The 25,884-nt window shown below is 71.3% G+C and carries 21 protein-coding genes; 13 read left to right on the forward strand and 8 right to left on the reverse strand.

Going from position 1 to position 25,884, the window contains the following annotated elements; genetic code table 11:
• Positions 1–11: 11 nt before the first annotated feature.
• From AB0J74_RS32645 to AB0J74_RS32655, 3 genes are all read right to left on the reverse strand, one after another.
• Positions 12–602, reverse strand: a complete 591-nt coding sequence (locus AB0J74_RS32645) for a TetR/AcrR family transcriptional regulator (RefSeq protein WP_363454913.1) — start codon at positions 600–602, stop codon at positions 12–14.
• An 86-nt stretch (positions 603–688) separates the two neighbouring features.
• Positions 689–1,840 carry a CapA family protein gene (locus tag AB0J74_RS32650; protein WP_363454971.1) on the reverse strand — a complete coding sequence of 384 codons (1,152 nt, stop codon included), beginning with the start codon at positions 1,838–1,840 and terminating at the stop codon, positions 689–691.
• 99 nt (positions 1,841–1,939) lie between these two features.
• Complete coding sequence (locus AB0J74_RS32655; protein WP_363454974.1) at positions 1,940–2,599, reverse strand: adenosylcobinamide amidohydrolase; 660 nt, start codon at positions 2,597–2,599, stop codon at positions 1,940–1,942.
• Between the two features lie 149 nt (positions 2,600–2,748).
• On the opposite strand from AB0J74_RS32655, the gene AB0J74_RS32660 reads away from it, so the two are divergent.
• The 5 genes from AB0J74_RS32660 (at position 2,749) to AB0J74_RS32680 (ending at position 7,926) form a co-directional block, all read left to right on the forward strand.
• Positions 2,749–3,426 carry a Crp/Fnr family transcriptional regulator gene (locus AB0J74_RS32660; RefSeq protein ID WP_089254691.1) on the forward strand — a complete coding sequence of 226 codons (678 nt, stop codon included), beginning with the start codon at positions 2,749–2,751 and terminating at the stop codon, positions 3,424–3,426.
• A gap of 778 nt (positions 3,427–4,204) precedes the next feature.
• Positions 4,205–4,930, forward strand: coding sequence for an endonuclease III (gene nth, locus AB0J74_RS32665; protein ID WP_363454977.1), 726 nt, complete (start codon positions 4,205–4,207; stop codon positions 4,928–4,930).
• Positions 4,927–5,574: a TlpA disulfide reductase family protein gene (locus AB0J74_RS32670; protein ID WP_363454917.1), complete on the forward strand. Its 648-nt coding sequence runs from the start codon at positions 4,927–4,929 to the stop codon at positions 5,572–5,574. The genes nth and AB0J74_RS32670 overlap by 4 nt, the downstream gene beginning before the upstream one ends.
• 133 nt (positions 5,575–5,707) lie before the next feature.
• Positions 5,708–6,379: a CoA pyrophosphatase gene (locus tag AB0J74_RS32675; RefSeq protein ID WP_363454979.1), complete on the forward strand. Its 672-nt coding sequence runs from the start codon at positions 5,708–5,710 to the stop codon at positions 6,377–6,379.
• Positions 6,380–6,747: 368 nt separating this feature from the next.
• On the forward strand, positions 6,748–7,926 hold the full coding sequence (locus AB0J74_RS32680) for a MarP family serine protease (protein WP_363454920.1): 1,179 nt from the start codon (positions 6,748–6,750) through the stop codon (positions 7,924–7,926).
• A 234-nt stretch (positions 7,927–8,160) separates the two neighbouring features.
• Here the strand turns inward: AB0J74_RS32680 and mycP are convergent, their stop codons facing one another.
• Both mycP and eccCa read right to left on the reverse strand, forming a co-directional pair.
• Positions 8,161–9,435 carry a type VII secretion-associated serine protease mycosin gene (gene mycP / locus AB0J74_RS32685; protein ID WP_363454982.1) on the reverse strand — a complete coding sequence of 425 codons (1,275 nt, stop codon included), beginning with the start codon at positions 9,433–9,435 and terminating at the stop codon, positions 8,161–8,163.
• Between the two features lie 262 nt (positions 9,436–9,697).
• On the reverse strand, positions 9,698–13,435 hold the full coding sequence (gene eccCa, locus AB0J74_RS32690; protein ID WP_363454923.1) for a type VII secretion protein EccCa: 3,738 nt from the start codon (positions 13,433–13,435) through the stop codon (positions 9,698–9,700).
• A gap of 146 nt (positions 13,436–13,581) precedes the next feature.
• Here eccCa and eccD point away from each other — a divergent pair, with 146 nt between their 5' ends.
• Positions 13,582–14,952, forward strand: a complete 1,371-nt coding sequence (eccD, locus tag AB0J74_RS32695; protein WP_363454926.1) for a type VII secretion integral membrane protein EccD — start codon at positions 13,582–13,584, stop codon at positions 14,950–14,952.
• On the opposite strand, the gene AB0J74_RS32700 is transcribed toward eccD, so the two are convergent.
• Positions 14,949–15,449 (reverse strand): inorganic diphosphatase, encoded by a 501-nt coding sequence (locus AB0J74_RS32700; RefSeq protein WP_363454929.1) that lies wholly within the window; start codon positions 15,447–15,449, stop codon positions 14,949–14,951. The genes eccD and AB0J74_RS32700 overlap by 4 nt on opposite strands.
• A gap of 273 nt (positions 15,450–15,722) precedes the next feature.
• On the opposite strand from AB0J74_RS32700, the gene dacB reads away from it, so the two are divergent.
• The 3 genes from dacB (at position 15,723) to tilS (ending at position 19,773) form a co-directional block, all read left to right on the forward strand.
• Entirely contained in the window at positions 15,723–17,633 is a 1,911-nt protein-coding gene (gene dacB, locus AB0J74_RS32705) for a D-alanyl-D-alanine carboxypeptidase/D-alanyl-D-alanine-endopeptidase (protein WP_363454931.1), read from the forward strand.
• A 64-nt stretch (positions 17,634–17,697) separates the two neighbouring features.
• Positions 17,698–18,777, forward strand: a complete 1,080-nt coding sequence (locus tag AB0J74_RS32710) for a zinc-dependent metalloprotease (RefSeq protein WP_363454933.1) — start codon at positions 17,698–17,700, stop codon at positions 18,775–18,777.
• Between the two features lie 9 nt (positions 18,778–18,786).
• Positions 18,787–19,773: a tRNA lysidine(34) synthetase TilS gene (gene tilS, locus AB0J74_RS32715; RefSeq protein WP_363454936.1), complete on the forward strand. Its 987-nt coding sequence runs from the start codon at positions 18,787–18,789 to the stop codon at positions 19,771–19,773.
• A 119-nt stretch (positions 19,774–19,892) separates the two neighbouring features.
• Here tilS and AB0J74_RS32720 read toward each other — a convergent pair whose 3' ends face one another.
• Entirely contained in the window at positions 19,893–20,840 is a 948-nt protein-coding gene (locus AB0J74_RS32720; RefSeq protein ID WP_363454939.1) for a helix-turn-helix domain-containing protein, read from the reverse strand.
• A gap of 156 nt (positions 20,841–20,996) precedes the next feature.
• On the opposite strand from AB0J74_RS32720, the gene AB0J74_RS32725 reads away from it, so the two are divergent.
• The 4 genes from AB0J74_RS32725 to folE all read left to right on the forward strand — a co-directional run bounded on the left by AB0J74_RS32725 (position 20,997) and on the right by folE (position 24,753).
• Entirely contained in the window at positions 20,997–21,131 is a 135-nt protein-coding gene (locus AB0J74_RS32725) for a hypothetical protein (protein ID WP_363454942.1), read from the forward strand.
• A 95-nt stretch (positions 21,132–21,226) separates the two neighbouring features.
• Positions 21,227–21,808 (forward strand): hypoxanthine phosphoribosyltransferase, encoded by a 582-nt coding sequence (gene hpt / locus AB0J74_RS32730; RefSeq protein WP_363454945.1) that lies wholly within the window; start codon positions 21,227–21,229, stop codon positions 21,806–21,808.
• Positions 21,809–22,054: 246 nt separating this feature from the next.
• The gene (gene ftsH, locus AB0J74_RS32735; protein WP_363454948.1) at positions 22,055–24,094 is read left to right on the forward strand and encodes an ATP-dependent zinc metalloprotease FtsH; all 2,040 of its coding nucleotides are present in this window, start codon (positions 22,055–22,057) and stop codon (positions 24,092–24,094) included.
• Entirely contained in the window at positions 24,091–24,753 is a 663-nt protein-coding gene (folE, locus tag AB0J74_RS32740) for a GTP cyclohydrolase I FolE (RefSeq protein ID WP_363454985.1), read from the forward strand. The genes ftsH and folE overlap by 4 nt, the downstream gene beginning before the upstream one ends.
• A gap of 330 nt (positions 24,754–25,083) precedes the next feature.
• Here folE and AB0J74_RS32745 read toward each other — a convergent pair whose 3' ends face one another.
• Positions 25,084–25,302 (reverse strand): hypothetical protein, encoded by a 219-nt coding sequence (locus tag AB0J74_RS32745; protein WP_363454950.1) that lies wholly within the window; start codon positions 25,300–25,302, stop codon positions 25,084–25,086.
• Positions 25,303–25,884 lie beyond the last annotated feature (582 nt).

The raw sequence follows: 25,884 nt of genomic DNA on the forward strand, positions 1-25,884 counted from the left end.
AATGGCCTCCTTCAGTCGCGGATGACGGCGGCGAGGTGGCGCTTCCATTCGCGGAGCAGGGCGGTGCGGCGGGCGGCGTCGTCGGAGAGCAGGTTGGCCACGCCGAGGCCGCGCATGAGGTCGAGGGACGCTTGGACCGATTCGCGTACGCCGGGGCGGCGCTCGTCGGCATCCAGCAACTCGACGGTGAGGCGGTGCAACTCGCGGCCGACCCGGGCCTCGACCGGCACGAGGGCCGCGCGCAACTCGGGGTCGGTGCGGGCGGCGACCCAGACCTCGAGGGCGGCGGCGTAGAGCGGGCCGGTGAACGCGGCCGCCAGCATGTCGATCACCCGGTCGACCCGGCGTTCACCCTGGGGAAGGGTGGCCGCCTCGGCCCTGATCTCGGCGGCGCGGCGGTCGGCGAGGTGCTCGACGGCGGCCATCACCAGCGTGGCCTTGGTCGGGTAGTGGTGCAGTTGGGCGCCGCGGGAGACGCCGGCGCGCTCGGCGATCACAGTCGTGGTGGTGCCGGCCCAGCCGACGTCGACCAGGCTGTCGACGGCCGCGTCGAGCAGGCGTGCCTGGGTGGCCCGGCTGCGCTCCTGCTGCGGGGTCCGCATTTCCTGAGCATGGCGGGGTCGAAACAAACAGTCAAGCCTGCTTGTTTTTAATGGTCTTGGTCTTGTGGCTTGTTCGGTCTGTCCGGTTATGCGCCGGGCGTCGTGATCTTGCCGGTGCCGCTGATCCGGGCGCCGGTCTTCGGGAAGTCCTGCTTGGACAGGTTGGCGACCATGGCCGCGCTGTCGTTGCCCGTGTCGGTGACGGGCTTGCCGGCGGTGTTCATCTGGGTCGAGACGAGTTGACCGCCGACCCAGCCACCCTCGGGCGTCAGGTTGACCTTGAGGACCGCGCCGAGGCCGAGCACGCCGCCGCGGTTGAGCGTGCCACCGCCGCCGGCGAAGTTGCCCAAGCTGTAGGCGATCAGCCGGCCCTTGTAGAACTCCATCGCGCGCAGCACGTGCGGGCCGTGGCCGACGATCAGGTCGGCACCCGCGTCGATCATCGAATGGGCGAACTTGATCGGGTCGCCCCGGTTTTCGCCGAGGAACATCTCGGTGCCCGGCTTGACCCGGGTCTTCGCCGCGCCCTCGCCGCCCATGTGCACCTGCACCACGACGATGTCGGCCTGCCCGGCCGCCTTGGCGACGAGGTCCTTGCCACTCTCGATGTCGATCAGACTGTTGTTCCACGCGTACGACGAGAAGCCGACGACTGCGACCTTGACGCCCTCGACCTCGACCACGGTGATCTCGTCGACCGCACCGGTGTGCTCGAGCCCCTGGGCCTGGAGGGCTTCCTGGGTGTTGCGGTAGCCGTCCGCGCCGTAGTCGTTGCCGTGGTTGTTGGCCATGTTGAGCAACTCGAAGCCGGCGTCCTTGAGGTGCTTGGCATAACCCGGCGGCGCCCGGAACTGGTGGCAACCCGTCGAACCGGCGCCGCACTTGGAGCGGCCGGTGTCTTCGGTCAACGGCTCTTCCAGGTTGCCCATCACCAGGTCGGCGGTCAGGTCTTTCTTGACGCCGTCGAAGAAGCCCTTGCCGCCGTTGGACGGCAGGCTGCCCGGCGCGTTGCCCATCACGATGTCGCCGGTGGCGGACAGTGAGATCGACTCCTGGGCCGGCTGGCCCTGCCCCTCCTGCTGGGCGTCTTTCTGGTCGTCATTCTTGCCGTCGGCGGCGCCGGGCGAGGTTGCCGGCACGACCCAGGCCGCTTCCGCCTGGGCACCGCCGCTGGTCACCGCGGCGACGGCGGCCGCACCCACGACGAAGAGCGCCGCGATGGCGACGCCGGCGACGATGGTCGGGCGGAGGCTGCGCCGGACCGGCGAGTCGGGGTGAGACACGCCGGCACCATATCGGTACAGGGCCATCCGTGGGGACCCCCGAGAGGCCGATTGCTAGCGCTCCGACCAGGGGATCTTGGGACGCGACCCACCTTCCCGGACGGCGCGATGGGCGGCCCGAGCGAGCCGGGCGCCCCACCGCGAAAGCGGCCCACCGTAGGGCTCCGCCGGCCCGTCGGTCGGGCAGAGCACGGTGACGGCGTCGGTGGCGGTTCCGGTGGCCGCGAGGCCCAGTTCCCACAGCGCCTGGGCCTTCGCTTCTGTGATGGTGGCGACAGCGTTGACCAGTGCGGCATCGCTGAGGCGTACCGGCGCGAAGGCGACGATATTGATCGTTCCGGGTCTTGGGTCCGGTTGGCGCGGCACTTCCCGCTCGGCGGCGGCCAGGATCGGCGCACCGAGACCGACGGTCGCCCAGACCTCGGCAGCACCATCCACCGCGGCAACCCGTTGCGTCACGTCAACGCCGGTCAACAACCCGACACCGGGCCCGTCGAGGCCGAGACCGCCGGCCAGTGCGGCGAGGTGGGCATGAGGGTCATCACGGGCGTACGACATGGGCACGGTCGCGTTGATGACCCACTCGCGTTGCCCGATGCCGCCACCGAGCGGAGCCGAACTGACGGCGCGCATCGGGGCAGGTAACCGCCAGACGAGCAGGGGGATACTTTCGCCGTCCTCCGGACGCGCGGTAAGAATGGGCTTGAACGGCACGCGCAGACGATAGGGCAGGTGGCAACCGGGGTCGGCCCAGCACATGGACTGATCACGATCCGGGGGTTGCCGGGCCGGCTCGCCGATGCGTACGCCTAGACTGACTGCGCGCGGCTTCCGCGCCTTTCGTGGAACTGATGAGGTGCGCGATGGATGAGGTTCTGGCCCGTAGCGGCATCTTCCAGGGTGTGGACCCGGAGGCGGCCGAGGCGCTCGCCAAGGACATGGAGACCATCGAGGCCCGTAAGGGCGAGATCGTCTTCAACGAGGGCGAACCAGGCGACAGCCTTTACATCGTGCTCAGCGGCAAGATCAAGGTCGGTCGCCGTGCCGCCGACGGCCGGCAGAACCTGATCGCCGTGATGGGCCCGTCCGACATGGTCGGCGAGCTCTCCCTGTTCGACCCAGGCCCGCGCACGGCGACCGCCACGGCGGTCACCGACACCCGCCTGGCCCGCCTCCGCAAGCAGGCGCTGCGCCCGTGGCTCAACAACCGCCCGGAGATCGCCGAGCAACTGCTCCGCGTCCTGGCCCGCCGCCTGCGCCGCACCAACGACGCACTGGCCGACCTGATCTTCACCGACGTGCCCGGCCGGGTGGCGAAAAACCTCCTGCAGATGGCCGGCCGCTTCGGCACCCGCGACGGCGGCGTGCTGCGGGTGACCCACGACCTGACGCAGGAAGAGATCGCCCAGCTGGTCGGCGCCTCACGCGAAACGGTCAACAAGGCGCTGGCCGACTTCGCCAGCCGAGGCTGGCTCCGCCTCGACGGCAAGTCCATCATCATCCTCGACCCGGAGCGGTTGGCTCGGCGAGCTCGGGTCTGAGCCCGGCCCGCGGGCCGGCTCGTTCCCTCAAGGCGCATCCCGGGGTCGCCCGTGGCGTCTGGTTGACCTCGGCGTTTGCTGCGGCGCCTTCGGTGGTCAGTCGTGGCGTGGGGCTGACGTCGGCGGTTGCGGTGGTCGGTCGTGGCGTGGGGCTGACGTCGGCGTTTGCGGCGGCGCTTGCGGTGGTCGGTCGTGGTGCGCGGTTGACGTCGGCGTTTGCGGCGGCGCTTGCGGTGGTCGGTCGTGGCGTGGGGCTGACGTCGGCCTTTGCGGCGGCGCTTCCGGTGGTCGGTCGTGGCGTGCGGTTGACGTCGGCGTCTCGGTGGTCGGCCGCTGCCGCTTTGCCACTGACCCCGCAGCGCCCCGGTGAGCCGGGCCAGCGCGCGTTCGGCTCGTTCCTGACCGTGCCGGTCACCGCGGGTGGCCCGGATGCCGGGCGGGCTCGATCCGGTGGGGTCGGCCACCACCTCCGACTCGCTGGGTTGCCGCGGCCAGCGTCCACCGTTGGCGCCGGCGGGCTTGCGCCCGTCCCCTCAGCCACAGCCGCTCGGCGTGTCCTGGCATGACTGGCGTGGCGGCGTCGCGGCCGATGGGCGTACCTCGTCATGGTTGGTAGGTCCGTCGGGCTTGATCTTCGGGTCTGGTGGATGCGCGGGGTTCGGTGGCCTTGGGTGGCGGCGGCGGGTTGTCGGGGGTGCGGAATAGTCTTTGGCACGTGAGTAAGACAGCCGCCTTTGACGCGGAGACCGAGCTTGGGCGCAAGCGTCGGGCGCGACGGATGGGGCGCATCCTGGCGGAGACGCATCCGGACGCGCACTGTGAGCTCGACTTCACCACGCCGCTCGAGCTTGCGGTGGCCACCATTCTGTCGGCGCAGGCCACCGACAAGAAGGTCAACGAGGTCACGCCCAAGGTGTTCAAGCAGTATCCGACGGCGGCTGACTACGCGGCGGCCGACCGGGCCGAGCTCGAGGTCACGCTCAAGCCGACCGGGTTCTTCCGCAACAAGACCGACTCGCTGATCAAGCTGGGTCAGCAGCTCGTCGAGCGGTTCGACGGTCAGGTGCCGGGAAACCTGCCCGACCTGGTGAGCCTGCCGGGCATCGGGCGCAAGACGGCCAACGTCATTCTCGGCAACGCCTTCGACGTGCCGGGCATCACCGTCGACACGCATTTCCAGCGGCTGGTCGGGCGGTGGCGGTGGACTTCGGAAACCGACCCGGTCAAGATCGAGCACGCGATCGGCGCGATGTTCGAGAAGCGTGACTGGACGATGCTCTCCCACCGCGTGATCTTCCATGGGCGGCGGGTGTGTCACGCCCGCAAACCGGCCTGCGGTGCCTGCACGTTGGCGCCGCTCTGCCCTTCCTACGGCACCGGGCCGACCGATCCGGTGCAGGCGGCCAAGCTGCTCAAGGGCCCGCGGGCCGCCGAGTTGGCCGAGGCCGTCGGGGTCGACCCGTCGGTCGTCCCGCAGCAGGCGTTCGCGGCGGACGTGCCGTGAGGCGCTACCTGCCCCTGCTGGTGCTGCTCATCGTGGGCCTGCTGGCCGGCGTCGGCGTGCGGTCCTTGTCCAACCGGTCGGCGTCGGATTCCTCTACCCCCGATGAGGCCGCGCCCGCGGGGTCGGCCGGGGCGCCCTCGACGTCGTTCGCCGACTGCCGGGCGTTGACCTCGCCGCCAAGGGAGGCCGGCACGGCCAGTGCCGGTTCGGCGCTGACCAAGTTCGTGTTGCCCGCCGGTGAGTTGTCCTGCTTCGGCGGTGGCAACCTGCGGCTGGCCGACGTGCGGGGCCCCGCGGTGATCAATCTTTGGGGCTCCTGGTGTGAGCCGTGCCGCGACGAGTTGCCGGCGATGAACGCGGTTGCGCAACGCACCGACGGCCTCGTGCACTTCCTGGGCGTCGACACCCGAGACGCCCGCTCCGACGCGGAAGACATGGTCAGCGAGTTCGGGCTGACCTACCCGAGCGTTTTCGACCAGGGCGAGCAGGTACGCATCGCGCTCAAGCAGCCCGGCATTCCGGTCACGGTGTTCGTCGACTCCGCTGGCAAGGTGGTCCACCTCTACAACGGAACGCGCCTCGACGAGGCGGCCCTGGCCGACCTGGTGAAGCAACACCTCGGGGTGGCGGTCCCGGTTGGCTGAGGGACGGCGCGGCACTGACGGGATCTGGGTCAACGGGGGCTCACCGTCAGACGGTTCGCGGCTGTTCCCCGGCGTCGACGCCTCCCTGCCCGACGGGGTGGGCGCGCGCCGCCGGCGCCCCGGTGGCGGCGACCTGGCCTTGCCCGACTGGTTCGACCCGCTGCTGACCCGGCTGCACGGCTCGCGCGCGGAAGACTTCACCCGCGTCCCGACGCCGGCGCAGGGCGGCCGCGACAGCGCCGTGCTGGTCCTCCTGGGCGAGGAGTCCGACGGCGGGCCTGACATCTTGGTGCTGCAACGTGCCGCAACGTTGCGCAACCACGCGGGCCAGCCGGCTTTCCCGGGCGGGGTGGCCGATCCGGGCGACGTCGACCCGGCGGCTACCGCGCTCCGCGAGGCCGACGAAGAGGTCGGCCTAGACCCAGGCAGCGTGACCCTGCTGGCCGAGCTGCCGCGGTTGTGGATCCCGGCCAGCGACTTCCTGGTCACCCCCGTGCTGGCGTGGTGGCACCGACCGCACCCGGTCGCGCCGCGCGACCCGGCCGAGGTGGCCCACGTGGCCCGGCTGCCGGTGTCCGAATTGGTTGACCCGGCCAACCGCTTACGGCTGCGCCACCCGAGCGGCTGGATCGGCCCGGCGTTCGAGGTGCGCGGCATGCTCGTTTGGGGGTTCACGGCCGGAGTGTTGTCGACGCTGCTCGACATGGCGGGGTGGTCGCGGCCCTGGCCGCAGGATCGGATCGGCGACCTGCCGCCGTCGACCCCGCCGCCCGCCGCGTCGGCCGACGCGGACGAGGCGCCCTAGCCAGGCTGGCCGGCCCAGTTCAGTCCTGGCTTGACGCGTTCGGAGCGGCCCGCTGTGCGGCGTGCCCCGGGCGTCGCCGCGGCGAGACGACGTCCGCTGCTTGCGTTGCCAGGCCGCTGACTGTCGACCCTTCGGTGACCGGAGCCGCAGGTGCACCGGGTGGGCGCGTAGGCACGTCTATCCCGGCGATTGAGGCGGGTCGGTGTTCGCCGGTTCGCGGCACCGTTGCGGCCGGCTGATCCGGGGCCAGTCGGAATTATCCGTCTGGTGCCTGGGTGTCGCTGTTCGACACTGTGGGCGGCCTCCGCGGGGTGGGCTAGTGGCGCAGGGTTGAAGCATCGGTGGCTGGACGCCCGTACCCTGTCAGGGTGTCCGCCGTCGACCTTGTGCTGGTTTTGCTGATGATCGTGTTCGCGATCAGCGGCTATCGGCAGGGGTTCGTGATCGGAATCTTGTCGTTCTGCGGGTTCTTCGGCGGTGCCCTGATCGGGCTTCAAGTGGGGCCGCTGATCGCCCAACGCTTCGCTGACGGCGCGCTCCGCGTCGTCATTTCTTTGGTGGCGATCTTCGGGCTGGCGGTGATCGGGCAGGCCTTGACCGGCTGGGTCGGCGCCCACCTGCGGCACGCGATCACGAGCCGCACCGGGCGCCGGGTCGACGACGCGGGTGGCGCGATCGTGTCGATGCTGGCCGTGTTGATCGTTGCCTGGCTGGTGGCCGTGCCGCTCGGCTCGTCGTCGGTGCCATGGCTCGCCAGTTCGGTGCGCAACAGCGCGCTCCTCGACGGCGTTGACCACGTGTTGCCCGAGAAGGCGCAGTCGTTGTCGGAGTCGTTGCGCGACACGGTCGACACGCGCGGCTTCCCAGACGTGTTCGGCGGGCTGACCGCCACCCGCGCCCGCGAGGTGGCAGCACCCGACCCGGCGCTGGCGGGCTCGCAGGTCGTGGTCAATTCAAAGCGGTCGGTGGTCAAGGTGCTCGGCTCCGCGCAGAGTTGCGGTCGGCGCATCGAGGGCTCCGGTTTCGTGTACGCGCCACAGCGCGTCATGACCAACGCGCACGTGGTGGCCGGCACCGACCGGGTGTCGATCGAGGTCAACGGCGACCGCGAGAGTGGCCGGGTGGTGGTCTACGACCCGCACCGCGACCTGGCGGTCATCTACGTCCCCGACCTCGACGCGCCGGTCATGCCGTTCACCCACAACTCAGCCAAGGCCGAGGCGGACGCGATCGTGCTGGGCTACCCGCTGGACGGTCCCTACAACGCCCAGTCCGCGCGCATCCGCGACGTCGGCAACATCACCGGCCCAGACATCTACGAGTCGAGCGAGGTGACCCGCGAGATCTACACGATCCGGGCGCTCGTGCGGAGCGGAAACTCGGGCGGGCCGCTGATCACCCCAGACGGCGCGGTGCTCGGCGTGATCTTCGCGGCGGCGGCCGACGATCGGACCACCGGGTTCGCGGTGACCGCCGACGAGGCGTCCGCGGTCGCCAGCGCCGGTACCGAACGGACAAAGGCCGTGGCCACCGGCGAGTGCGTCTAACCGCCCTTCCGAACGACTCCTCGCTGCGCCTGGTCGCTGGTTCCCTCGGCTGGGGTGACCGTCCGCGGGGGGCGACGGCCGCTGTCAGGGACAGGTTCGTTCGCTGACCCGCGCGGATGGGGCCACTGCCCGTGACGGCGTCGGCGTCAGCCCGGCGCTCCCTCTGGGGTGGTCGGCCGGGCTTGAGTCTCCCGTTGGCCCCGGGGCCGAGCGTTCGCTGGTTCGTCGGGCGCGCTACAGGCGGCGGCGGATGCCGAGCGTCGGCGGCCGCGGCCAGCGGATCGGCCGCCGGGCGATCAAGGCGATCGCCGGCCGCTGAGCGAAGAAGGCGAACACCACGACACCCGAGGCGAGGATCAGCAGGGCCAGGGCAGTGGCGATCCGCCAACCCAGCGGGCTCGACTGAGATGCCGGCGCCGCCGAGCGTTGGGCGGCCGATCCGGACGCGCCGGACGAACCCACGACCGTCTCGCTCTCGTGGGCCCCGCCGCCTGTCACGGTCGACTCGTGGCCCGGCGCCGGGCCGAAGCCGGCCACGCCCGGGGACTTGTCGTCGTCGAGGGGGTTGCGGGTGACCGGCGGGATCGACGCGGTGAGGGCGGCCAGCGGGTCGACGCGGCCGTAGCCGTAGGTGGCGTCGCGGCCCGGGGCGCCCAGGTCGTCGGCCGTGCTGATCAGGCGGTTGACCACCTCGCCGGCCGGCATGGCGGGCCAGCGGGCGCGGACCAGGGCCGCCGCCGCCGAGACCAGCGGGGCGGCGAAGCTGGTGCCGCGGACCCGCCAGAAGCCGCCGGTCTTGGCGCCCACCAGGTCGGTGGCCGGCGCCGACAGGACCGTCGCGCCCCCGGTGATCGAGCCGTTCCAGAGGACGTCGGTCGACTTCTCCAGGCCGGCTACGGCGATGACGCCGGGCTCGCGGGCCGGGTACCAGACGTTGGTGGTCGACTGCGGCAGCACGTTGCCGGTGCAGGCGACCACGACCACGTCGCGGGCGAAGGCGTAGTCCAGCGCCGCCGCCAGGGCGGGGCTGGTGCCGGCGCCGCCCAGCGAGAGGTTGATGACCTTGGCGCCGGTGTCGACGGCCCAGCGGACGGCCTGGGCGACGATCATCGCGTCGTTGTAGCGGTTGTCGGCGTCGAGGACGCGGATCGGCAGGATCTTGGCGTTGGGTGCCAGGCCCATGACGCCGTCGTCGTCGTCGGCGCGACCGGCGATCAGGCCCGCGACCGTGGTGCCGTGGCCGACCGGGTCGGTGTGTCCGTCGCCGCCGCCGGGCTTGACCAGGTCTTTTCCTTCCAGGACCTGGCCGGCCAGATCCTCGTGGCTGGCGTCGACGCCCGAGTCGATCACGGCGACGACCACGCCGGCACCCGTCGAGTAGCGCCAGGCGTTCTTGGCCTTCAGCTCGGTCAGCTGCCACTGCTCGTCGCGAACCGAGTCGGCCTGGATCGGCAGCATCGGCGCGACGAAGGCACCCTGGCCGGCGTCGACGCTGCGGGCAGGGGGCATCGGCAGCGGCGCGGCCGACAGGGCCATCGCCGCCGTCATGGCGACCAGCGCCGCCCCACCTAGCCGCGGGACGGCGCTCCGGCGCTGGTGCGTCAGCCTCGTCACCCTCACGGCCTCAATCACCCCGGGAAGTTCCTGCCCGAGGAGGTTACCCCGACCTCCGGCCTCTCCGGGACACACAATGTGCGATCAGTTCGCCATCGGGACCAGGGAACACGAGCTGACCTCGGGCGTATCCGGAGCGTGATCCGTCGATCGTCACCTATCCGGTCGACGGTGGCAGGTGGGCCAGCTGGATCAGGCGGGTGCCCTCGCGGCGGGTGACGAGCCGGCCGCGGCCGGGTGGCAACCGGGCCGGACGGACCTGGCCGACGAGCGGACCCTCGTCGGCGTCGCCGGACATCACCAGGCCCGGCGACGCCAGCTCGCGCAGCCGCTGGATGATCGGCTCGTAGAGCGACCGCGCGGCGCCGCCCGCGCGCCGGGTCAGCACCAGGTGCAGGCCGACGTCGCGGGCCTGCGGCAGGAACTCGGCGAGCGCCCGCAGCGGGTTGCTCGGCCCGGCCGCCACCAGGTCGTAGTCGTCGACCAGCACGAACAGCTCGGGGCCGGTCCACCAGCTGCGATCGCGGAGCTGCTCGGGCGTGACGTCGGCCGGCGGGAGGCGGCGGCGCAGGTAGCCGGCCGCCGAGTCGATCAGCTCTTCGGTGTCGGCGGCGGCGGTGCCGTACCCGATCAGGTGATCGGTTTTGACGGCACCCAGCAAGCTGCGCCGGTAGTCGACGACGATCAGCCGGGCCTCGTCGGGCCGGAAGCGGCCGGTGACGGTCGCGGCCAGGGCGCGCAGGAACGACGACTTGCCGCACTCGGCGTCGCCGAAGAGCACGAAATGCGGATCGGTGGCGAAGTCGACGGTGACCGGGCGCAGGTCGGCCTCCGCGATGCCGATCGGCAGGGTGAGGCCGGTCGTCGCGGAGAGGTCGAGGTCGGAATAGCGGACGGCGGGCGGCAGCAGCCGGACCGGCGGCGCGGGCGGGCCGGACCAGGCGGCGGCCACGGCCTGAGGCAGCGGGCGGTCGCCGGTCAACGCCGGACGCAGGGTCAGCAGGTGCAGGCCCTCGCTGGTCACGCCCCGGCCCGGCGACCCCGCCGGCACGTCGGCCGCCGCCTTGCGGGAGATCATCGAGTCGCTCGGATCGCCGAGCCGCAGCTCCAGGCGGGCGCCGAACAGGTCACGGGTGGCCGGGCGGAAGTCGAGCCAGCGGTTGGCCGACGCGAGAACATGGATGCGGTAGGCCAGCCCCCGCCCGGCCAGCTCGGCGACCTGCGGCTCCAGGTCGTCGAACTCGCCGCGCAGCGTCGACCACCCGTCGACGACGAGAAACACATGCTCCGTGGCGTCACCACCCCGCTCGCGCTCCGCGAGCAGCGCGGTCAGCTCGCCGACCGTGCGGCGGGCGGCGGCCGCGTCGTGCCGGCCCGCGACGCCGCCGACATGGGGCAGGTCGCGCAGCATGGCCAGCCCGCCGCCGCCGAAATCGAGGCAGTAGAACCGCGCCTCGGCCGGAGTGTGCGCCAGCGCCAGCCCGCAGACCAGCGTGCACAGCGCGGTGGACTTGCCGCTGCGCGGCGCGCCGACCACCGCGACGTGCCCGGCCGCCCCGTCGAGGGCGAACCAGAGCAGGTCACGGCGCTGGTCGAAGGGCCGGTCGATCACCGCGACCGGCACCTGCAGCGCACCGTGCAGCTCGGGGTTGGCGAACGTCAGCCCGCGGCCCGGCAGCACCACCGGCGCACCGAGCACCTCGTCGAGCGATGACGACGAAGACAGCGGTGGCAACCACACCCGATGCGCGGGCGGACCCTGGCCCTCGATCCGGTCGACCAGCGCGTCGAGCAGGCTCGGGCCGGTCGGCGACGGCACCGCCCGCGGCGTCACCAGAGCCTGCTGCTCCGTCGTGAACGGCAGCACCCGCGGCGAGGCGAGGCCGGCGGAGCGCAGCGGCACCGGCCCGGAGACGTAGGCGACCCGGAAGCGGCGCAGCGGATCGGTCCCCGCCTTGAGATAGGCGTGCCCGGGCGCCCGCGGCAGCTCGTACGCGTCCGGCACGCCGAGCACCGCTCGCGACTCGAAGGGCGAGAACGTGCGCAACCCGATCCGGTAGGACAGGTGCGTGTCGAGCCCCCGCAGGCGCCCCTCTTCGAGCCGCTGAGACGCGAGCAGCAGGTGCACGCCGAGCGACCGCCCCAGCCGGCCGATCTGCACGAACAGGTCGATGAAGTCGGGCTTGGCGGAGAGCAGTTCGGAGAACTCGTCGCAGACCACCAGCAGCGACGGCAGCGGCGCGAGCGCGGCGCCGGCCGCCCGCGCCTGTTCGTAGTCGTGTCGCGAGACGAAGTTGCCGGCCCGGCGCAACAGCTCCTGGCGGCGGATCAGCTCGCCGTTGATCGCGTCGACCATGCGGTCGACCATCGGCAGCTCGTCGGCAAGGTTGGTGATCAACGCGGCGGTGTGCGGCAGCCGGTCGAGGCTGGCGAACGTCGCGCCGCCCTTGAAGTCGACCAGCACCATGTTGAGCTCCGCCGACGAGTGCGTCGCGGCCAGCCCGAGGACCAGGGTGCGCAACAGCTCCGACTTGCCCGAACCGGTCGCACCGATCAGCAGGCCGTGTGGGCCCATGCCGTCGTGTGCGGACTCCTTGAGGTCGAGTTCGACCGGGTGGCCGTCGGCGCCCACCCCGATCGGCACCCGGAGGTGGTCGCGAGGCGATCGGGGCGACCAGCCGTCGGCCACCGTGTAGGCATCGGGCGACGCGAGCCCGAGCAGGTCGAGGACACCGAGATCGGCTGCCGGCAGGCTGTCACCGCCGGCCAACCGCAACGGCGCCAGCCGCCGCGCCAGCGCCTCGGCGGACGCCACGTCGAGCCCGTCGGCCACGCCGACGCACGACACGCCCGCCGCCGTGGTCGTCTCCAGCGCGCCGGACGCAACGCGGGTCAACACCACCGTCGCCGGATCGAGCAGCCGGGGCGGTGTGCCGTCGACCTCGACGACCGTCACCCCGTCGGCGCCGTCAGGCCAGCTGGACGCCCCCGCCCCGTCGCTCACCACCACGACGTGTGGCCCGGAGACGCCCTCGAGCAGCGCCGCCAGCCCGGCCATGGTGTCGCTGACCAGCCGCAGAGCGCCCAGCGCGTCGAACCGCGACGGATGCCGGGCGTGCGGCAGCCACTTGACCCACTCCCAAGCGGCCCGCCGCCCCGGACCGGCGGCGACCGCCAGCACGAGGTCGTCGGGCGCGTGGAAGGTGGCCAGTTGCGCCACCATCGCGCGGACGAGGGCCGGCGACCCCCGCACGTGCACCCGCGAGAAGCCCCGCATCGAGAGCGCGACGGGCAGGTCGGGCACCACCGAGTAGGCGTCGAGGAAGCCGCGCAGCGCGCCCGCCGTCATCGGCTCGAGTTCGTCGAGCGGCTTGGTCACCGGGGACACCAGCGTGGTCGCCAGGGTCTGCGGCCCGATGCCGACCCGGACCACGGCGAAGTCGGGATCGGCCGGCCGGCGTTCCCACAGTCGATAGCTGCCGACCGTCGACCAGAGCCGCGAAGGGTCGGGATGCCGATAGAACAGCCCGTCACGCTGCCGGGTGACGGTGGCCCGGGCCTGGCGACGCAGCGCCGACAGGTGGCGCAGGTAGTCGCGGCGCGCCGCCAGCAACTCGGCCTTGCGCGGCCCGCCATAGCCCCACGAGGTCGCCAGCATCGCCAGCGAGGAGATGCCGAACATGCCGCCGACCACGTAGGAATAGGTGCCGCCGCCGCGCCCCATCATCATCGCCATCGCGACGCCGCCACCCAGCATGGGCAGCAGCATCATCAGCTGTTGCCAGCGCCCGCCGGTGGGTTGCGGCAACTCCGGCGGCGGCTCGACGCGCAGCTCACCGCCGGGGATCTCGGGCGCGGGCCGGCGCGGCGGCCGGCGCACCAGCACCGTCGACATGCGCCCTCCCGTCTCGCTGCGCAATCCGAGCGTCGCTCATCGTAGGGAATCCCGATCGCGCATGGAGGGCCGAAAAGGGGTCATGTGGATAACCCGGCACACCGGTAGCGTGCCTTCATTCCGCAGCCCCTGATGGAGGACGGTCGATGCACACCGGTCTGGCCCTGGTCACCGTCAACGCACCACAGCGCCGCGTCGACATCGCGCTGCCGCAGGACGTACCCCTGGCTGATCTGCTGCCGGAGATCCTCCGGCACGCCGGCGCCGGGCTCGCCGACGACGGCGAGCGGCACGGCGGTTGGGTCCTGCGCCGTCCCGACGGTGCGGCGCTCGTGGGTGGGGAAACCCTGCACGCCCAAGGTGTACGCGACGGCGACGTGTTGCACCTCGTCGCGGCACAGCAGGATTGGCCGGAACTCGAGTTCGACGACGTCGTCGAGGCCATCGCCGAGGGCGCCCGCCGCCGCGGCACCGCCTGGTCGGGCCGGCAGACCGCCACGGCGACCCTGGCCGCCGCCGGCATGCTGCTCGGCGTCGCGCTGATCATGCTGCTGCGCGCCGGCCCCGACTCGGTGGCCGCCATGCTGACCACGCTCGGCATCGCGGCCAGCCTGACCGTGGCCGGCATCCTCGCGGCGCGCGCCTACGGCCACCGCGCCGCCGGCGTCGCCCTCGGTGCCTACTCGTTGCCCTACGCGTTCGCGGCCGGCGCGCTGCTGCTCGCCACCGCCGATCCGGTGGGTCCGGTGCCCGGGCTGCGCTGGATCGGCGCACCGGAACTCCTGCTCGGCTCTGCCGCCCTGGCCCTGCACGGCGTGCTCGGCATCATCGGCGTGGGCGCCGGCCGGCGGATCTTCACGGCCGCGGTGTTGACCGGTGCGCTCGGTGCGGCAACGGCGGGCATCGGCTTCGGCCTGACCGCGCCCGGCGCAGCCGCGATCCTGCTCGCGGTGCTGGTCTGCGGTGTCGGGCTGTTGCCGCTGGTTGCCATCCGGCTGGCGCGGATACCGATCCCGCCGGTCGGCCCCGATCAGGCCCGACCCGACCAGGCCCGCGTCTTCGCCGCCGTCACCCGCGCGGAGGAAATACTGAGTGGTCTCATGATCGGCCACGGCGTCCTGTCGGCGGCGGGCGCGATGGTGCTCGCGACGACCGGCGGGGCCTGGGGCGGGGTGCTGTCCGTCGTCTGCGGCGTCGCGCTGCTGCTGCGCTCCCGGGTGTTCGTCACGGTTCGCCAACGGGTGCCGCTGCTGGCCGCCGGTGGCGTGGCTCTGGCCGTCGCCGCGCTCGCCGGCGCTTCCCGCCCGGACCCGACGACCACGGTCGCGGCCGGCGTGATCGGCCTCGGCCTGGCGGTGTTGGTGACCGTTGCCGGCGTGACCTACGCGCACCGGCCGGCCGGCCCCTACCTGGGCCGGGCGGCCGACATTCTGGATACCGTGCTGCTGGTCGCCGTGATCCCGGTCGCGGGCGCGGTGTTAGGCCTCTACGCCCACGCCCGTACCCTCGTCGATTAGTAGGTGCCCGCCGCCTTTGCCTCTTCGGCGCGGCGGTAGGACGCGACGATCTCGGCCTCGGCCTCGGACCGGCCCACCCAGGTAGCGCCTTCGACCGACTTGCCCGGCTCCAGGTCTTTGTAGACCTCGAAGAAGTGCTGGATCTCCAGGCGGTCGAACTCGCCGACGTGATGAATGTCGCGCAGATGCTCCTGGCGGGGGTCTTCGAACGGAACGCAAAGGACCTTGTCGTCGCCGCCCTTTTCGTCTGTCATGCGGAACATGCCAATCGCGCGACAGCGGATCAGGCAGCCCGGAAAGGTCGGCTCGGTGACCAGGACCAGGGCATCCAGCGGGTCGCCGTCTTCGCCGAGGGTTTCCTCGATGAAGCCGTAGTCGGCCGGGTATTGCGTCGACGTGAAGAGCGTTCGGTCCAGGCGGATGCGACCGGTCTTATGGTCGACCTCATACTTGTTGCGATTCCCCTTGGGAATCTCAACGGTGACGTCGAAATCCATTGCACGCTCCTTGCTTGACCGCGTTGGCCCCCTGCAGACGCACGGACGCAAGTAGTGTCGCCTAGGCCGGGCATCTAACGGGAGGAGGGGCGGGTGGGGGAAGACTCACAACCGCGCCCCGCACGCGGCCGGGCCCGGGTGCCGGGCGCACCGGATCAACCGCCCCCGCCAACGGGTGTCAACTTACACCCATCGACGCCAGGCCCCGCCGGACCACGGCCTGCCGACCAGACGCCGGTCTCCCCGGCGCCGGGCGGCCCCACTCCTTATAGCGTGCAGCCCGCTCCGCCGGGGCCGTTCCCGCCCGCCGGACCGGCGCGCGCCCGCGCCGCACTGCCACCACCGGCCACACCGGTCCCACCCTCGAACGGCGCCGCCGCGCGGGCACAGAGCGAACTGCCCGGCCCACCCAACAGCGCCTATCCGGCCGCAGGACGGGCACAGGGCGGGCCGCCCAACGGCGCCTTCTCGGCGGCCGGGCGGGCCCAGGGCGACGCGCCCGGCCAGGGCGAGAACTACGCCACCGCCCCCAACGGCGCCTACCCGGCAGCCGGTCGCGCACAGAGCAACCCGCCCGGCCCGTGGATAACCCCGCCGGGACCGGCCGCCAACCGCCCACAGGGCGCCGCGACCGTTCCCGCACACCACGGCCCACCGATCCCCCTCGGCTCCCCGACACCACCCCCCGGCCTGACGCCACCCGCGGGTCCGGCAGCGGACGAGCCACCACCACGGCGCCGCAGGATGCGCCCGTCGATGATCATCGCGCTGACCGGCATCTGCGTCCTGGTCGTCTTCGCGGCAGGCCTGGTGGTTGTCCGGCCGGGTCCGGTCGCCGGCTGGTTCGGCGACGACAGCGCCGCCCGTTCCGCGGCGGTGATCGACCCGCCCGACCCGGCACCCGGCCCGGTGCTCGGCCCCCTCGCCGCGACCGCTCCGACGCCCGACGAGGCCGGCCTCACCGCTGCGATCGGCAAGCTGGTCACCGACAACGACCTCGGCGGCCGCACCAGCGTGGTTGTCCGCGACGTGGTCAGCGGCAACGTGATCTACGGCAACGGCGGCGACCTGCCAACCGTGCCGGCGTCGACGATGAAGCTCGTCACGGCGGCCGCCGTGCTGGCCACCCGCGGCGCCGCCTACAAGATCCCGACCCGGGTGGTCGCCGGCCCCAACCCGGGCGAGGTGATCCTCGTCGGCGGCGGTGACCCGACATTGGCGGTCAACGGCGACAGCTTCTACGGGGGCGCCGCCCGCCTCGACAAGCTCGCCGCGGCCACGAAGAAGGCGCTCGGGGGCACCGCGCCGACCAAGGTCTACTACGACAGCTCGCTCTACTCCGGTCCGGTCTACGGGCCCGGCTGGGACGCCGACATCCCCACCGGCGGCTTCGGCGGCCCGGCCACCGCGTTGACCATCAACGGCGCCCGGATCAGCACCAAGAAGAGTTCCAACGGGTACGCCGAGCGCTACGCCAAGCCCGACGAGGCGGCCGCGAAGGCGTTCGCCAAGGCCCTCGGAGTCAGCGGCACGCCGGCCGTCGCACCCGCCGGATCGGTGCCGAAGGACGCCGGCACACCGAGCCCGGCCGCGTCCGCGTCACCCGGCGCCGAGCTGGCCCGGGTCGAGTCGCCGCCGATGGTCCGCCTGGTCGAATACATGCTGGTCGACAGCGACAACGTGGTCGCCGAGGCGCTCGCCCGGCAGGTCGCGATCGCCAAGGGCCAGCCCGCTTCGTACGCCGGCGCCCGCACCGCCGTCACCGCCGCCCTCGGTGACCTCGGACTGTCGACCACCGGCCTGGTCATCGCCGACGGCAGCGGGCTGTCCCGCAGCGACCGGCTGACCCCGGAGTCGCAGACCGAGTTGCTGGCGACGGCGGCGTCGGGCAAGCACCCCGAGCTGACCGAGATGTTCGCCGGCCTTCCGGTGGCCTCGTGGTCGGGCACGCTCGACGACCGCTTCGGCGCGCCGGCCGACAAGAAGGCCGCGGCCGGGGTGATCCGGGCCAAGACCGGCACGTTGACCGGCAACCACGCGATGGCCGGCCTGGTCACCACCGCCGATGGCCGCCTGCTGGCGTTCTCGATCCTCACCGATGGGGTCCAGGCGAGCTCCGAGGCCGCCCACGCGGTCCTCGACCGGATCGCCGCGACCCTGGCCGGTTGCGGCTGCCGCGGTTGATCATGCGCTAGCTCCGGCTAACGGATGCGGCGCCGGTGGTGTCCGGCACGGGTACCGTGGGGTGATGGCGCAGTTCGTGGACTGGGATCTGGCCGCCGCCACCGCGGGGGCGCTCGGCAAGACCGGCCCCCGGGCCTCCTACGAGGAGGCGACCGAGGTGGTCGCCGACCTGCGTCGGTTGACCGAAGAGGCGGCCGGGCACGTCAGTGACTACACGGGCCTGCGTTCTCAGGTCGCCCATCCACCGGTGCGGATCGTCGACCGCCGCGACTGGGCCGCGGTCAACGTGGCCGGGCTGCGCGAGGTGGTCGGCCCACTCATCACCCGTCTCTCCGGTGACAAGGAGCCCGGCGCCTTCACAGACGCCATCGGCTCCCGGCTGACCGGCGTCCAGGCCGGCAGCGTCCTCGCTTACCTCTCCGGCCGCGTACTCGGGCAGTATGAGGTGTTTTCCACCGATCCGGGGCAGCTGTTGCTGGTGGCACCCAACATCGTCGAGGTCGAGCGCAAGCTCGGCGCCGACACCCGCGACTTCCGCCTCTGGGTCTGCCTGCACGAGGTCACCCACCGCACCCAGTTCACCTCGGTGCCGTGGATGCGCGGGCACTTCCTCGGCGAGGTGCAGGCCTTTGTCGACGCCTCGCAGAGCGGCAACGAGCACTTCGTCGAACGCCTCCGCCGCGGTGTCGCCACCCTCTCCGACGCGATCCGCGAGCCCGACAGCCGGGCCAGCGTGCTCGACCTCGTGCAGACCCCGGGCCAGCGCGCCGTGCTCGACCGGCTGACCGCGCTGATGACCTTGTTGGAGGGGCACGCCGAGTTCGTGATGGACGGCGTCGGCCCGGAGGTCATACCCACGGTCGAGCAGATCCGGGCGCGCTTCAACCGGCGCCGCGAGGCCGGCAACGCGCTGGAGAAGGCGATGCGCAAGCTCCTCGGCATCGACGTCAAGATGCGGCAGTACGCCGAGGGCCGCAAGTTCGTGCACGGCGTGGTCGAACGGGTCGGCATGGCCGGCTTCAACAAGATCTTCAGCTCGCCGTTGACGCTGCCGCGGCTCGAGGAACTCGGCGACCCGGACGCTTGGGTGGCCCGGGTCCATGGGCCAGGCGGCGGCTCCGGGCCGCTGCTGTCGCAGGGCTGACGAGACGCGATGGCCGGTCCCGCTCCACCGGTCGCCGCGACCCGCGTCGCGGTCCGTCGCATCCTGCACGGGATACGCAAGGACGCGCTGGTCATGGTCGCCTGCTCGGGCGGCGCCGACTCGCTGGCGCTGGCCGCCGCGACCGCTTTCGTCGCACCCCGGATGGGCCTGCGCGCCGGGCTGATCACCATAGATCACGGCCTGCAGGACGGCTCCGACCGCCGCGCCGAGGCCGTTGCCGCCTGGGGCGAGTCGGTCGACCTGCATCCGGCCATCGTCGTTCCCGTGGATGTCGCCGGCCGACCCGGCGGGCCGGAAGCCGCCGCCCGCGAAGCCCGCTACGACGCCTTGATCGAGACCGCCAGCGCCAACGACGCCAACTCGCTGCTGCTCGGGCACACCCGCGACGACCAGGCCGAGACGGTGCTGCTCGCGCTGGCTCGGGGCGCCGGGCCGCGCGGCATGTCTGCGATGCCGGAGCGGCGCGACGTCGAGGGCGTTGCCCTGTTGCGGCCGCTGCTCGACATGTCGCGCGACGAGACCCGCAAGGCGTGCGCCGCACTTGGGCTCGAGCCGTGGGAAGACCCGCACAACCTCGATCCGTCGTACGCCCGCTCCCGGGTCCGCAGCTCCGCGTTGCCAACACTGGTCAACGCCCTCGGCCCCGGCGTGGTGTCCAACCTGGCCCGCACCGCGCGGTTGCTGGCACAGGACGCCGAGGCCCTCGACGTGCTCGCGGCCGAGGAACTTGAGCGCGCGACGGTCGACGAAGGCCTGTCGGTGGCGATGCTCGAAGCGCTGTTGCCGGCGTTGCGGGCCCGGGCGTTGCACTCCTGGGCGCTGTCGCTGGGCTGCTCACCGGCCGCGCTGTCGCACCGGCACGTGACCGCGCTCGAGGCCCTCGTCACCGCGTGGCACGGCCAGGGCGCGGTGCACCTGCCCGGCGGCGTCCGCGCCGCACGGGTCGCCGGGGTGCTGCGGGTCCTCACCGACTGACCACTCTGGTCTGTCGCTCGTTCCCAACCGCGGGCCTGGCAGGGCCGGGCCCGCCAGGGACCGGGCCGTTCTCCGGCGGGAGCGACGGTCGGGACCACCGCGGACCCGGGCAATGCTCGTTATTTCCTGAATGTCGATCGGTAGGCGTGCGGCGTCGCTCCCACCCGCCGGCTGAAGTGGTGCCGCAACGTTGCGGCATCGCCGAAGCCGCTCTTGCCCGCCACCGACTCGACGGCCAACTCGGTTTCCTCCAGGAGGCGGCGGGCGAGCAGCACGCGTTGCCCGGTCAACCAGTCGTGTGGGGTCGTGCCGGTCTCGGCGCGGAAGCGGCGCGCGAACGTCCGGGGGGCCATGTGGGCGCGGGCGGCCAGGTCGTCGACCGTGATCGGGCGGTCGAGGTTGGCTATCAGCCAGCTGAGCAGGGGTTCGAGGGTCGGCGCGTCAGGAGTGCGGGCGATCGGTGCCTCGATGTATTGCGCCTGGCCGCCGTCGCGGTGTGGCGGGACGACCATCCGGCGGGCCAGTTTCGTGGCGATCTCGGAGCCGTGTTGCTGGCGCACCAGGTGTAGGCAAGCGTCGATGCCGGCCGCGGTGCCGGCGCTGGTCAACAGGTTGCCGTCGTGCACGTAGAGGTGGTTGCAGGCGACCTTGGCACGCGGGAACCGGGCCTGTAGCTCGTCGGCGTAGCGCCAGTGGGTCGTGCACTCGCGGTCGTCGAGCAGGCCGGCCTCACCGAGCACGAACGCGCCCGAGCAGACGCTCAGCACCTGCGTGCTGCGGGCGTCGGCGCGGCGGAGCGCGTCGAGCACGGCCGGCGCCACGGTCGAGCCGTCCCTGTGCGCGGGGACGGCGACCAGATCGGCCTCGTCGACGGGGGAGAGGTCGGCGGCGGGAGTCAGGGTGAAGCCGTTCTGGGTGTTGACCGGGGCGCCGTCGGGCGAGCAGATGTTGAAGCGGTAGCCGGGGAAGCCGTCGGCGGTGCGGTCCGTGCCGAAGACCTCGCAGAGCACGCCGAGCTCGAAGGCGGCGACGCCGTCCATGACGATCACCGCGACGTTACGAAGCATGTTCGCAGCCTAGCGGAACAGTGGCAGAAATTCGAGGGACTATGGCATCTCTGCCACTGTCTGTTCGGGTGGCCCAGGGGCAGACTCGTCTATATCAAGCCCGGTGCGCACCGGTGGTCCTCAAGCCGAAGAGCCACAGTCCAGAGGAGCACCGCCGTGGAACTGATCCTGTTTGTCACCTTTCTTGCCCTCCTCGCGCTGGCGTCCGCCGCCGGCCTCACGGCCGACTCGCACGACTCGGCCGACTGGAAACCAACGCGCGGTGGGTTCCGAGAACCCCAGACGTACTGATCTTCACAGGTGGCCGCCCGGTAGCGCTGGGTGGCCACCTTCTTCCTGGTGGGTCGGCCATCGCGGCGTAACCGGCGTGGGGCAGGCTTAAGGGCATGACCGACGGCACCGGCTCCTGGTACGACGCCGACATCGATCACGTGATCATCACTGAGGAAGAGATCCGCGAGAAGATCGCAGCCCTCACCAAGCAGGTGGCCAGCGACTACGCGACCGTCCAGGACGGGCTGCTGCTGGTCTGCGTGCTCAAGGGCGCGGTGATGTTCGTCGCCGACTTCGCGCGGGCCCTGGGGCGGCACGGGCCGCCCGTCGAACTCGAGTTCATGGCCGTCTCCTCGTACGGGCAGGGCACGACCTCGTCCGGGGTGGTCCGGATCCTCAAGGACCTCGACCGCGACATCGCCGGCCGCCACGTCGTCGTCGTCGAAGACATCGTCGACTCCGGGCTGACCCTGTCCTGGCTGCTCAAATATCTCGAGTCCCGGGCCGCGGCGAGCGTCGAGGTGGTGGCGCTGTTCCGCAAGCCCGACGCCATCAAGGTCCACGTGCCGGTGAAATATGTGGGCTTCGACATCCCGAGCGAGTTCGTCGTCGGCTACGGCCTCGACTTCAACGAGCGCTACCGCGAGCTGCCCTATGTCGGCGTCCTGAAGCCCGAGGTCTACGCACGAATCTGAGGATCTCCTCAACTTCGTACAGCGGACTTACAGCAACCCCCGCTAACGTATGTGCTAGCGCGGGGCTCAGTCGTTTGCGTCTCGCGCTCGGGGTGTACCTTCGAATGACCGTGGCGCACCCGGCGGCGCGGGTCGTGGCCGGCCTCGATTGGGCAGGTCGCGGCGGGCCGACACCCCGGAGCTTCAGTCCGGCACGGTCATAACGTCGATCAGGAGGATGCGGGCGGCTCGCCGCTCGACAACAGTATGGAACGTACGCGTTTCTTCCGCCGACCGGTGGTCTGGATCATCCTTGTGATCGCCGGGGCTATTGCGCTCAGCTCCCTATTCACCGGCGGCCCGAGCTATCACCGGGTCGACACCAGCGTCGCCCTTCAGCAGCTCAACAACGGTCCCAGGGACAGCATCTCCAAGGTCACGTTCCAAGACAAGGAGCAGACGCTCCAGATCAACCTGGCTCAGTCGCAGAAGTTCGGCGACACGACGACCAACCGGATCGAGGCGCAGTTCCCGTCCGAGGTCGGCGACCAGATCTGGAACGACGTCCAGAACGCGCAGACCGCGCAGCGGATCAACGGCCCGGTCGACACCCAGGTCTCCGGCGACAACGTGTTGCTGAGCCTGCTCGTCAACCTGCTGCCGATCGTTCTGCTCGTGGTGCTGCTGTTGTTCTTCATGTCGCAGATGCAGGGCGGCGGCTCGCGGGTCCTCAACTTCGGCAAGTCCAAGGCGAAGATGATCACCAAGGACACGCCGAAGACGACGTTCGCCGACGTGGCGGGCGCTGACGAGGCCGTCGAAGAGCTTCGCGAGATCAAGGACTTCCTGCAGAACCCGGCCAAATACCAGGCCCTCGGCGCCAAGATCCCCAAGGGCGTGCTGCTGTTCGGCCAGCCCGGCACGGGCAAGACGCTGCTGGCCCGCGCGGTCGCCGGCGAGGCCGGTGTGCCGTTCTACTCGATCTCCGGTTCCGACTTCGTCGAGATGTTCGTCGGTGTCGGCGCCAGCCGGGTCCGCGACCTGTTCGAGCAGGCCAAGGCCAACGCGCCGGCGATCGTGTTCGTCGACGAGATCGACGCCGTCGGTCGCCACCGCGGCGCCGGCATGGGCGGCGGTCACGACGAGCGCGAGCAGACGCTCAACCAGCTGCTCGTCGAGATGGACGGTTTCGACACCAAGGGCGGGGTCATCCTGATCGCGGCCACCAACCGGCCCGACATCCTCGACCCCGCGCTGCTGCGGCCCGGCCGCTTCGACCGGCAGATTGCCGTCGACACCCCCGACATGGACGGCCGCAAGGCGATCCTGCGGGTGCACGCCAAGGGCAAGCCGTTCGCGCCCGACGTCGACCTCGACGCGGTCGCCCGGCGCACCCCGGGCTTCAGCGGTGCCGACCTGGCCAACGTGATCAACGAGTCCGCGCTGCTGACCGCCCGCCATGACGGCCGGGCGATCTCCAACGACAACCTGGAAGAGTCGATCGACCGGGTGGTCGCCGGCCCGCAGCGCCGCACCCGCGTGATGAGCGACCACGAAAAGAAGATCACCGCTTACCACGAGGGTGGTCACGCCCTGGTCGCCTGGGCTCTGCCGCACTCGGCCCCGGTGCACAAGGTGACGATCCTGCCGCGCTCGCGCTCGCTGGGTCACACCCTGGTGCTGCCGACGGAAGACAAATACACCCAGACCAGAGCCGAAATGATCGACACCCTGGCGTACGCCCTGGGCGGTCGCGCGGCCGAGGAGCTGGTCTTCCACGAGCCGACCACCGGCGCGGGCGACGACATCAAGAAGGCCACGTCGCTGGCCCGGGCGATGGTCACGCAGTACGGCATGTCGTCGAAGCTCGGCGCGGTCAAATACGGCACCAGCGGCGACGAGCCGTTCCTGGGCCGCACGATGGGCCACGAGCGCGACTACTCCGACGTCGTCGCGGCCGAGATCGACGGTGAGGTCCGCTCGCTTATCGAGCTGGCGCACGACGAGGCCTGGGAGATCCTGGTCGAATACCGCGACGTGCTCGACAGCCTGGTCCTGGAGCTGATCGAGAAGGAGACCATCTCGACCGCCGACATGGCGCGGATCGCCGCGCGGGTCGTCAAGCGGCCGCCGATGGCCCCCTACAACGGCTTCGGCAAGCGGCGCCCGAGCACCGAGCCCCCGGTCCTGACCCCGGCCGAGCGTGAGGCGCTCAAGGTCCAGGCCGAGGCCGACGGTGCCGAGGCCCGGGTCGGTGGCGGCAACAGCGCCGGCGGCCCCAACTCCAACTCGGACGGCGCACACTGAGCAACATCGATTACGAGGCCGACGGCGAGGTAGAACTCGACTACCTCGCCGCTCGGCTCGTAGACGGCAAGCTCGCCGGCCGTCCGGTCGAAGACGCGGTCGACCTGGGCCGCATCGAGAAGGCGGTCCGCGAGATCCTGATCGCGATCGGCGAAGACCCAGACCGCGACGGCCTGGTGAAGACCCCGCTGCGGGTGGCCCGGGCTTACGCGGAGCTGTTCGCGGGGCTGCGGGTCGACCCCGGCCAGGTGCTCAACACGACCTTCGACGCCCAGCACGAAGAACTGGTGCTGGTCCGCGACATCGAGGTCATGAGCGTCTGCGAACACCATCTGCTCCCGTTCAAGGGCGTGGCGCACATCGGCTACATCCCGGGCCCCCACGGTCGCATCACCGGCCTGTCGAAGCTGGCCCGCCTGGTGGAGATCTACGCCCGGCGCCCACAGGTCCAGGAGCGGCTGACCGCCCAGATCGTCGACCTCCTGATGGAGAAGCTGGCCCCGCGCGGTGTGATCGCCGTACTCGAGTGCGAACACCTCTGCATGGCCATGCGAGGCATACAGAAAGACGGTTCGAAGACCGTCACATCGGCGGTACGCGGCATCTTCCAGACCGACGCCAAGAGTCGTTCCGAAGCGATGGCCCTGATCATCGGCTGAGCCGCCCGGTTCCAAGGGACGCCGAACCCGCACGCCACCCGTGCCACCCCCCGACACAGGTACGCGTGCGGGTTCGGTTGTCGTTTGCGGCACGTCGCTGCGTCAGCGACGCGACGTCCGGTTCGGGGGCGCCGGCGGCTGAGTGGTAGGGCGACCCCGCCTACGAGGTCCCGGCCCGCGGACTCGCCGCCGTGGCGGGCGGAGCCGCTAGTTCCGAGGTCTCGCGCCGAGGCAAGGGTGTCCATTCAGGTCCTGCCTCGGTTCGGGTCGTCCGGGCGAGCTGCGGCTCCCCCGAGGCTCCGGCTTCCCCGCGGCGCGCGCTGCTTGGGCCTAATACCCGCCGGTGAGATAGCTCAGGAGGGCGATGCCGACGACGGCGCAGCCGGTCACCAGGAGCGCGGTTGTCATCCGGGAGGGGCCACGGACCGCGAGGCGGTAGGCGGCGGCGCCCAGGGCGAGCACCACGAACAGGCCGATGACCAGTTGCCAGAAGGGGAAGAGCATCCCGAGCAACGCGTCTTCGGCGAGGTGCGTCCTGCCGTCGGGCATGACTCACTGTTTCACACGGGGACCGGCGGCCACATGCGCCGCGACCTGCTGATCTAGACATGGACAGGCACTGATTTGCATTCTGGGGTCGTTCACACGTAACTTTCTCTCTGCAAGCGGAACACCGGACAAAACGACCGGGGGCCCGCGAGCGCCACCAGCAGGGGTTTTCCGCTGACGGTGGTCCGGGTGGTGCGATCGGCCGGCGAGACCGGATTTGAGATTGCGAAGCCGGCCGGGTAAAGTAACACAGCCGGCAGGAGCCGGGCGGGATGATCCGAGTGCCCCTCACGGGAGCGGCGGAAATCCGGCCGGTCTGCAGGATTCCTAGCAAGAAATCGGGTCGTGGATCTTCGCGCCCTGCTTGCGGGATCTCGGGCGAAGCGCAAGAAAGCCGAAAGTTGGGGCTTGACAGTGCGAAACCGACCGAGTAAGTTAGAGAAGTTGTGCCCCGCGGGGCGGGCCTGAGGATTCGGGCTCGAACTACGGTGTGTGTTTGTTCTTTGAGAACTCAACAGGGTGTTTGATAAGCCAGTGCCAATTGTGATTGTTTTGGCATCCGTTAATAATGGTTGCCGGGAC

The organism is Asanoa sp. NPDC049573, assembly GCF_040676615.1.
Classification (GTDB): domain Bacteria; phylum Actinomycetota; class Actinomycetes; order Mycobacteriales; family Micromonosporaceae; genus Asanoa.

Coding starts and splice junctions, on each gene's coding strand:
- AB0J74_RS32645 (WP_363454913.1), bottom strand. CDS start 602: ATGCGGACCCCGCAGCAGGAGCGCAGCCGGGCCACCCAGGCACGCCTG.
- AB0J74_RS32660 (WP_089254691.1), top strand. CDS start 2,749: ATGGATGAGGTTCTGGCCCGTAGCGGCATCTTCCAGGGTGTGGACCCG.
- nth (WP_363454977.1), top strand. CDS start 4,205: ATGGGGCGCATCCTGGCGGAGACGCATCCGGACGCGCACTGTGAGCTC.
- mycP (WP_363454982.1), bottom strand. CDS start 9,435: ATGCCCCCTGCCCGCAGCGTCGACGCCGGCCAGGGTGCCTTCGTCGCG.
- eccCa (WP_363454923.1), bottom strand. CDS start 13,435: ATGTCGACGGTGCTGGTGCGCCGGCCGCCGCGCCGGCCCGCGCCCGAG.
- eccD (WP_363454926.1), top strand. CDS start 13,582: ATGCACACCGGTCTGGCCCTGGTCACCGTCAACGCACCACAGCGCCGC.
- AB0J74_RS32700 (WP_363454929.1), bottom strand. CDS start 15,449: ATGGATTTCGACGTCACCGTTGAGATTCCCAAGGGGAATCGCAACAAG.
- AB0J74_RS32710 (WP_363454933.1), top strand. CDS start 17,698: ATGGCGCAGTTCGTGGACTGGGATCTGGCCGCCGCCACCGCGGGGGCG.
- tilS (WP_363454936.1), top strand. CDS start 18,787: ATGGCCGGTCCCGCTCCACCGGTCGCCGCGACCCGCGTCGCGGTCCGT.
- AB0J74_RS32720 (WP_363454939.1), bottom strand. CDS start 20,840: ATGCTTCGTAACGTCGCGGTGATCGTCATGGACGGCGTCGCCGCCTTC.
- hpt (WP_363454945.1), top strand. CDS start 21,227: ATGACCGACGGCACCGGCTCCTGGTACGACGCCGACATCGATCACGTG.
- ftsH (WP_363454948.1), top strand. CDS start 22,055: ATGGAACGTACGCGTTTCTTCCGCCGACCGGTGGTCTGGATCATCCTT.
- AB0J74_RS32745 (WP_363454950.1), bottom strand. CDS start 25,302: ATGCCCGACGGCAGGACGCACCTCGCCGAAGACGCGTTGCTCGGGATG.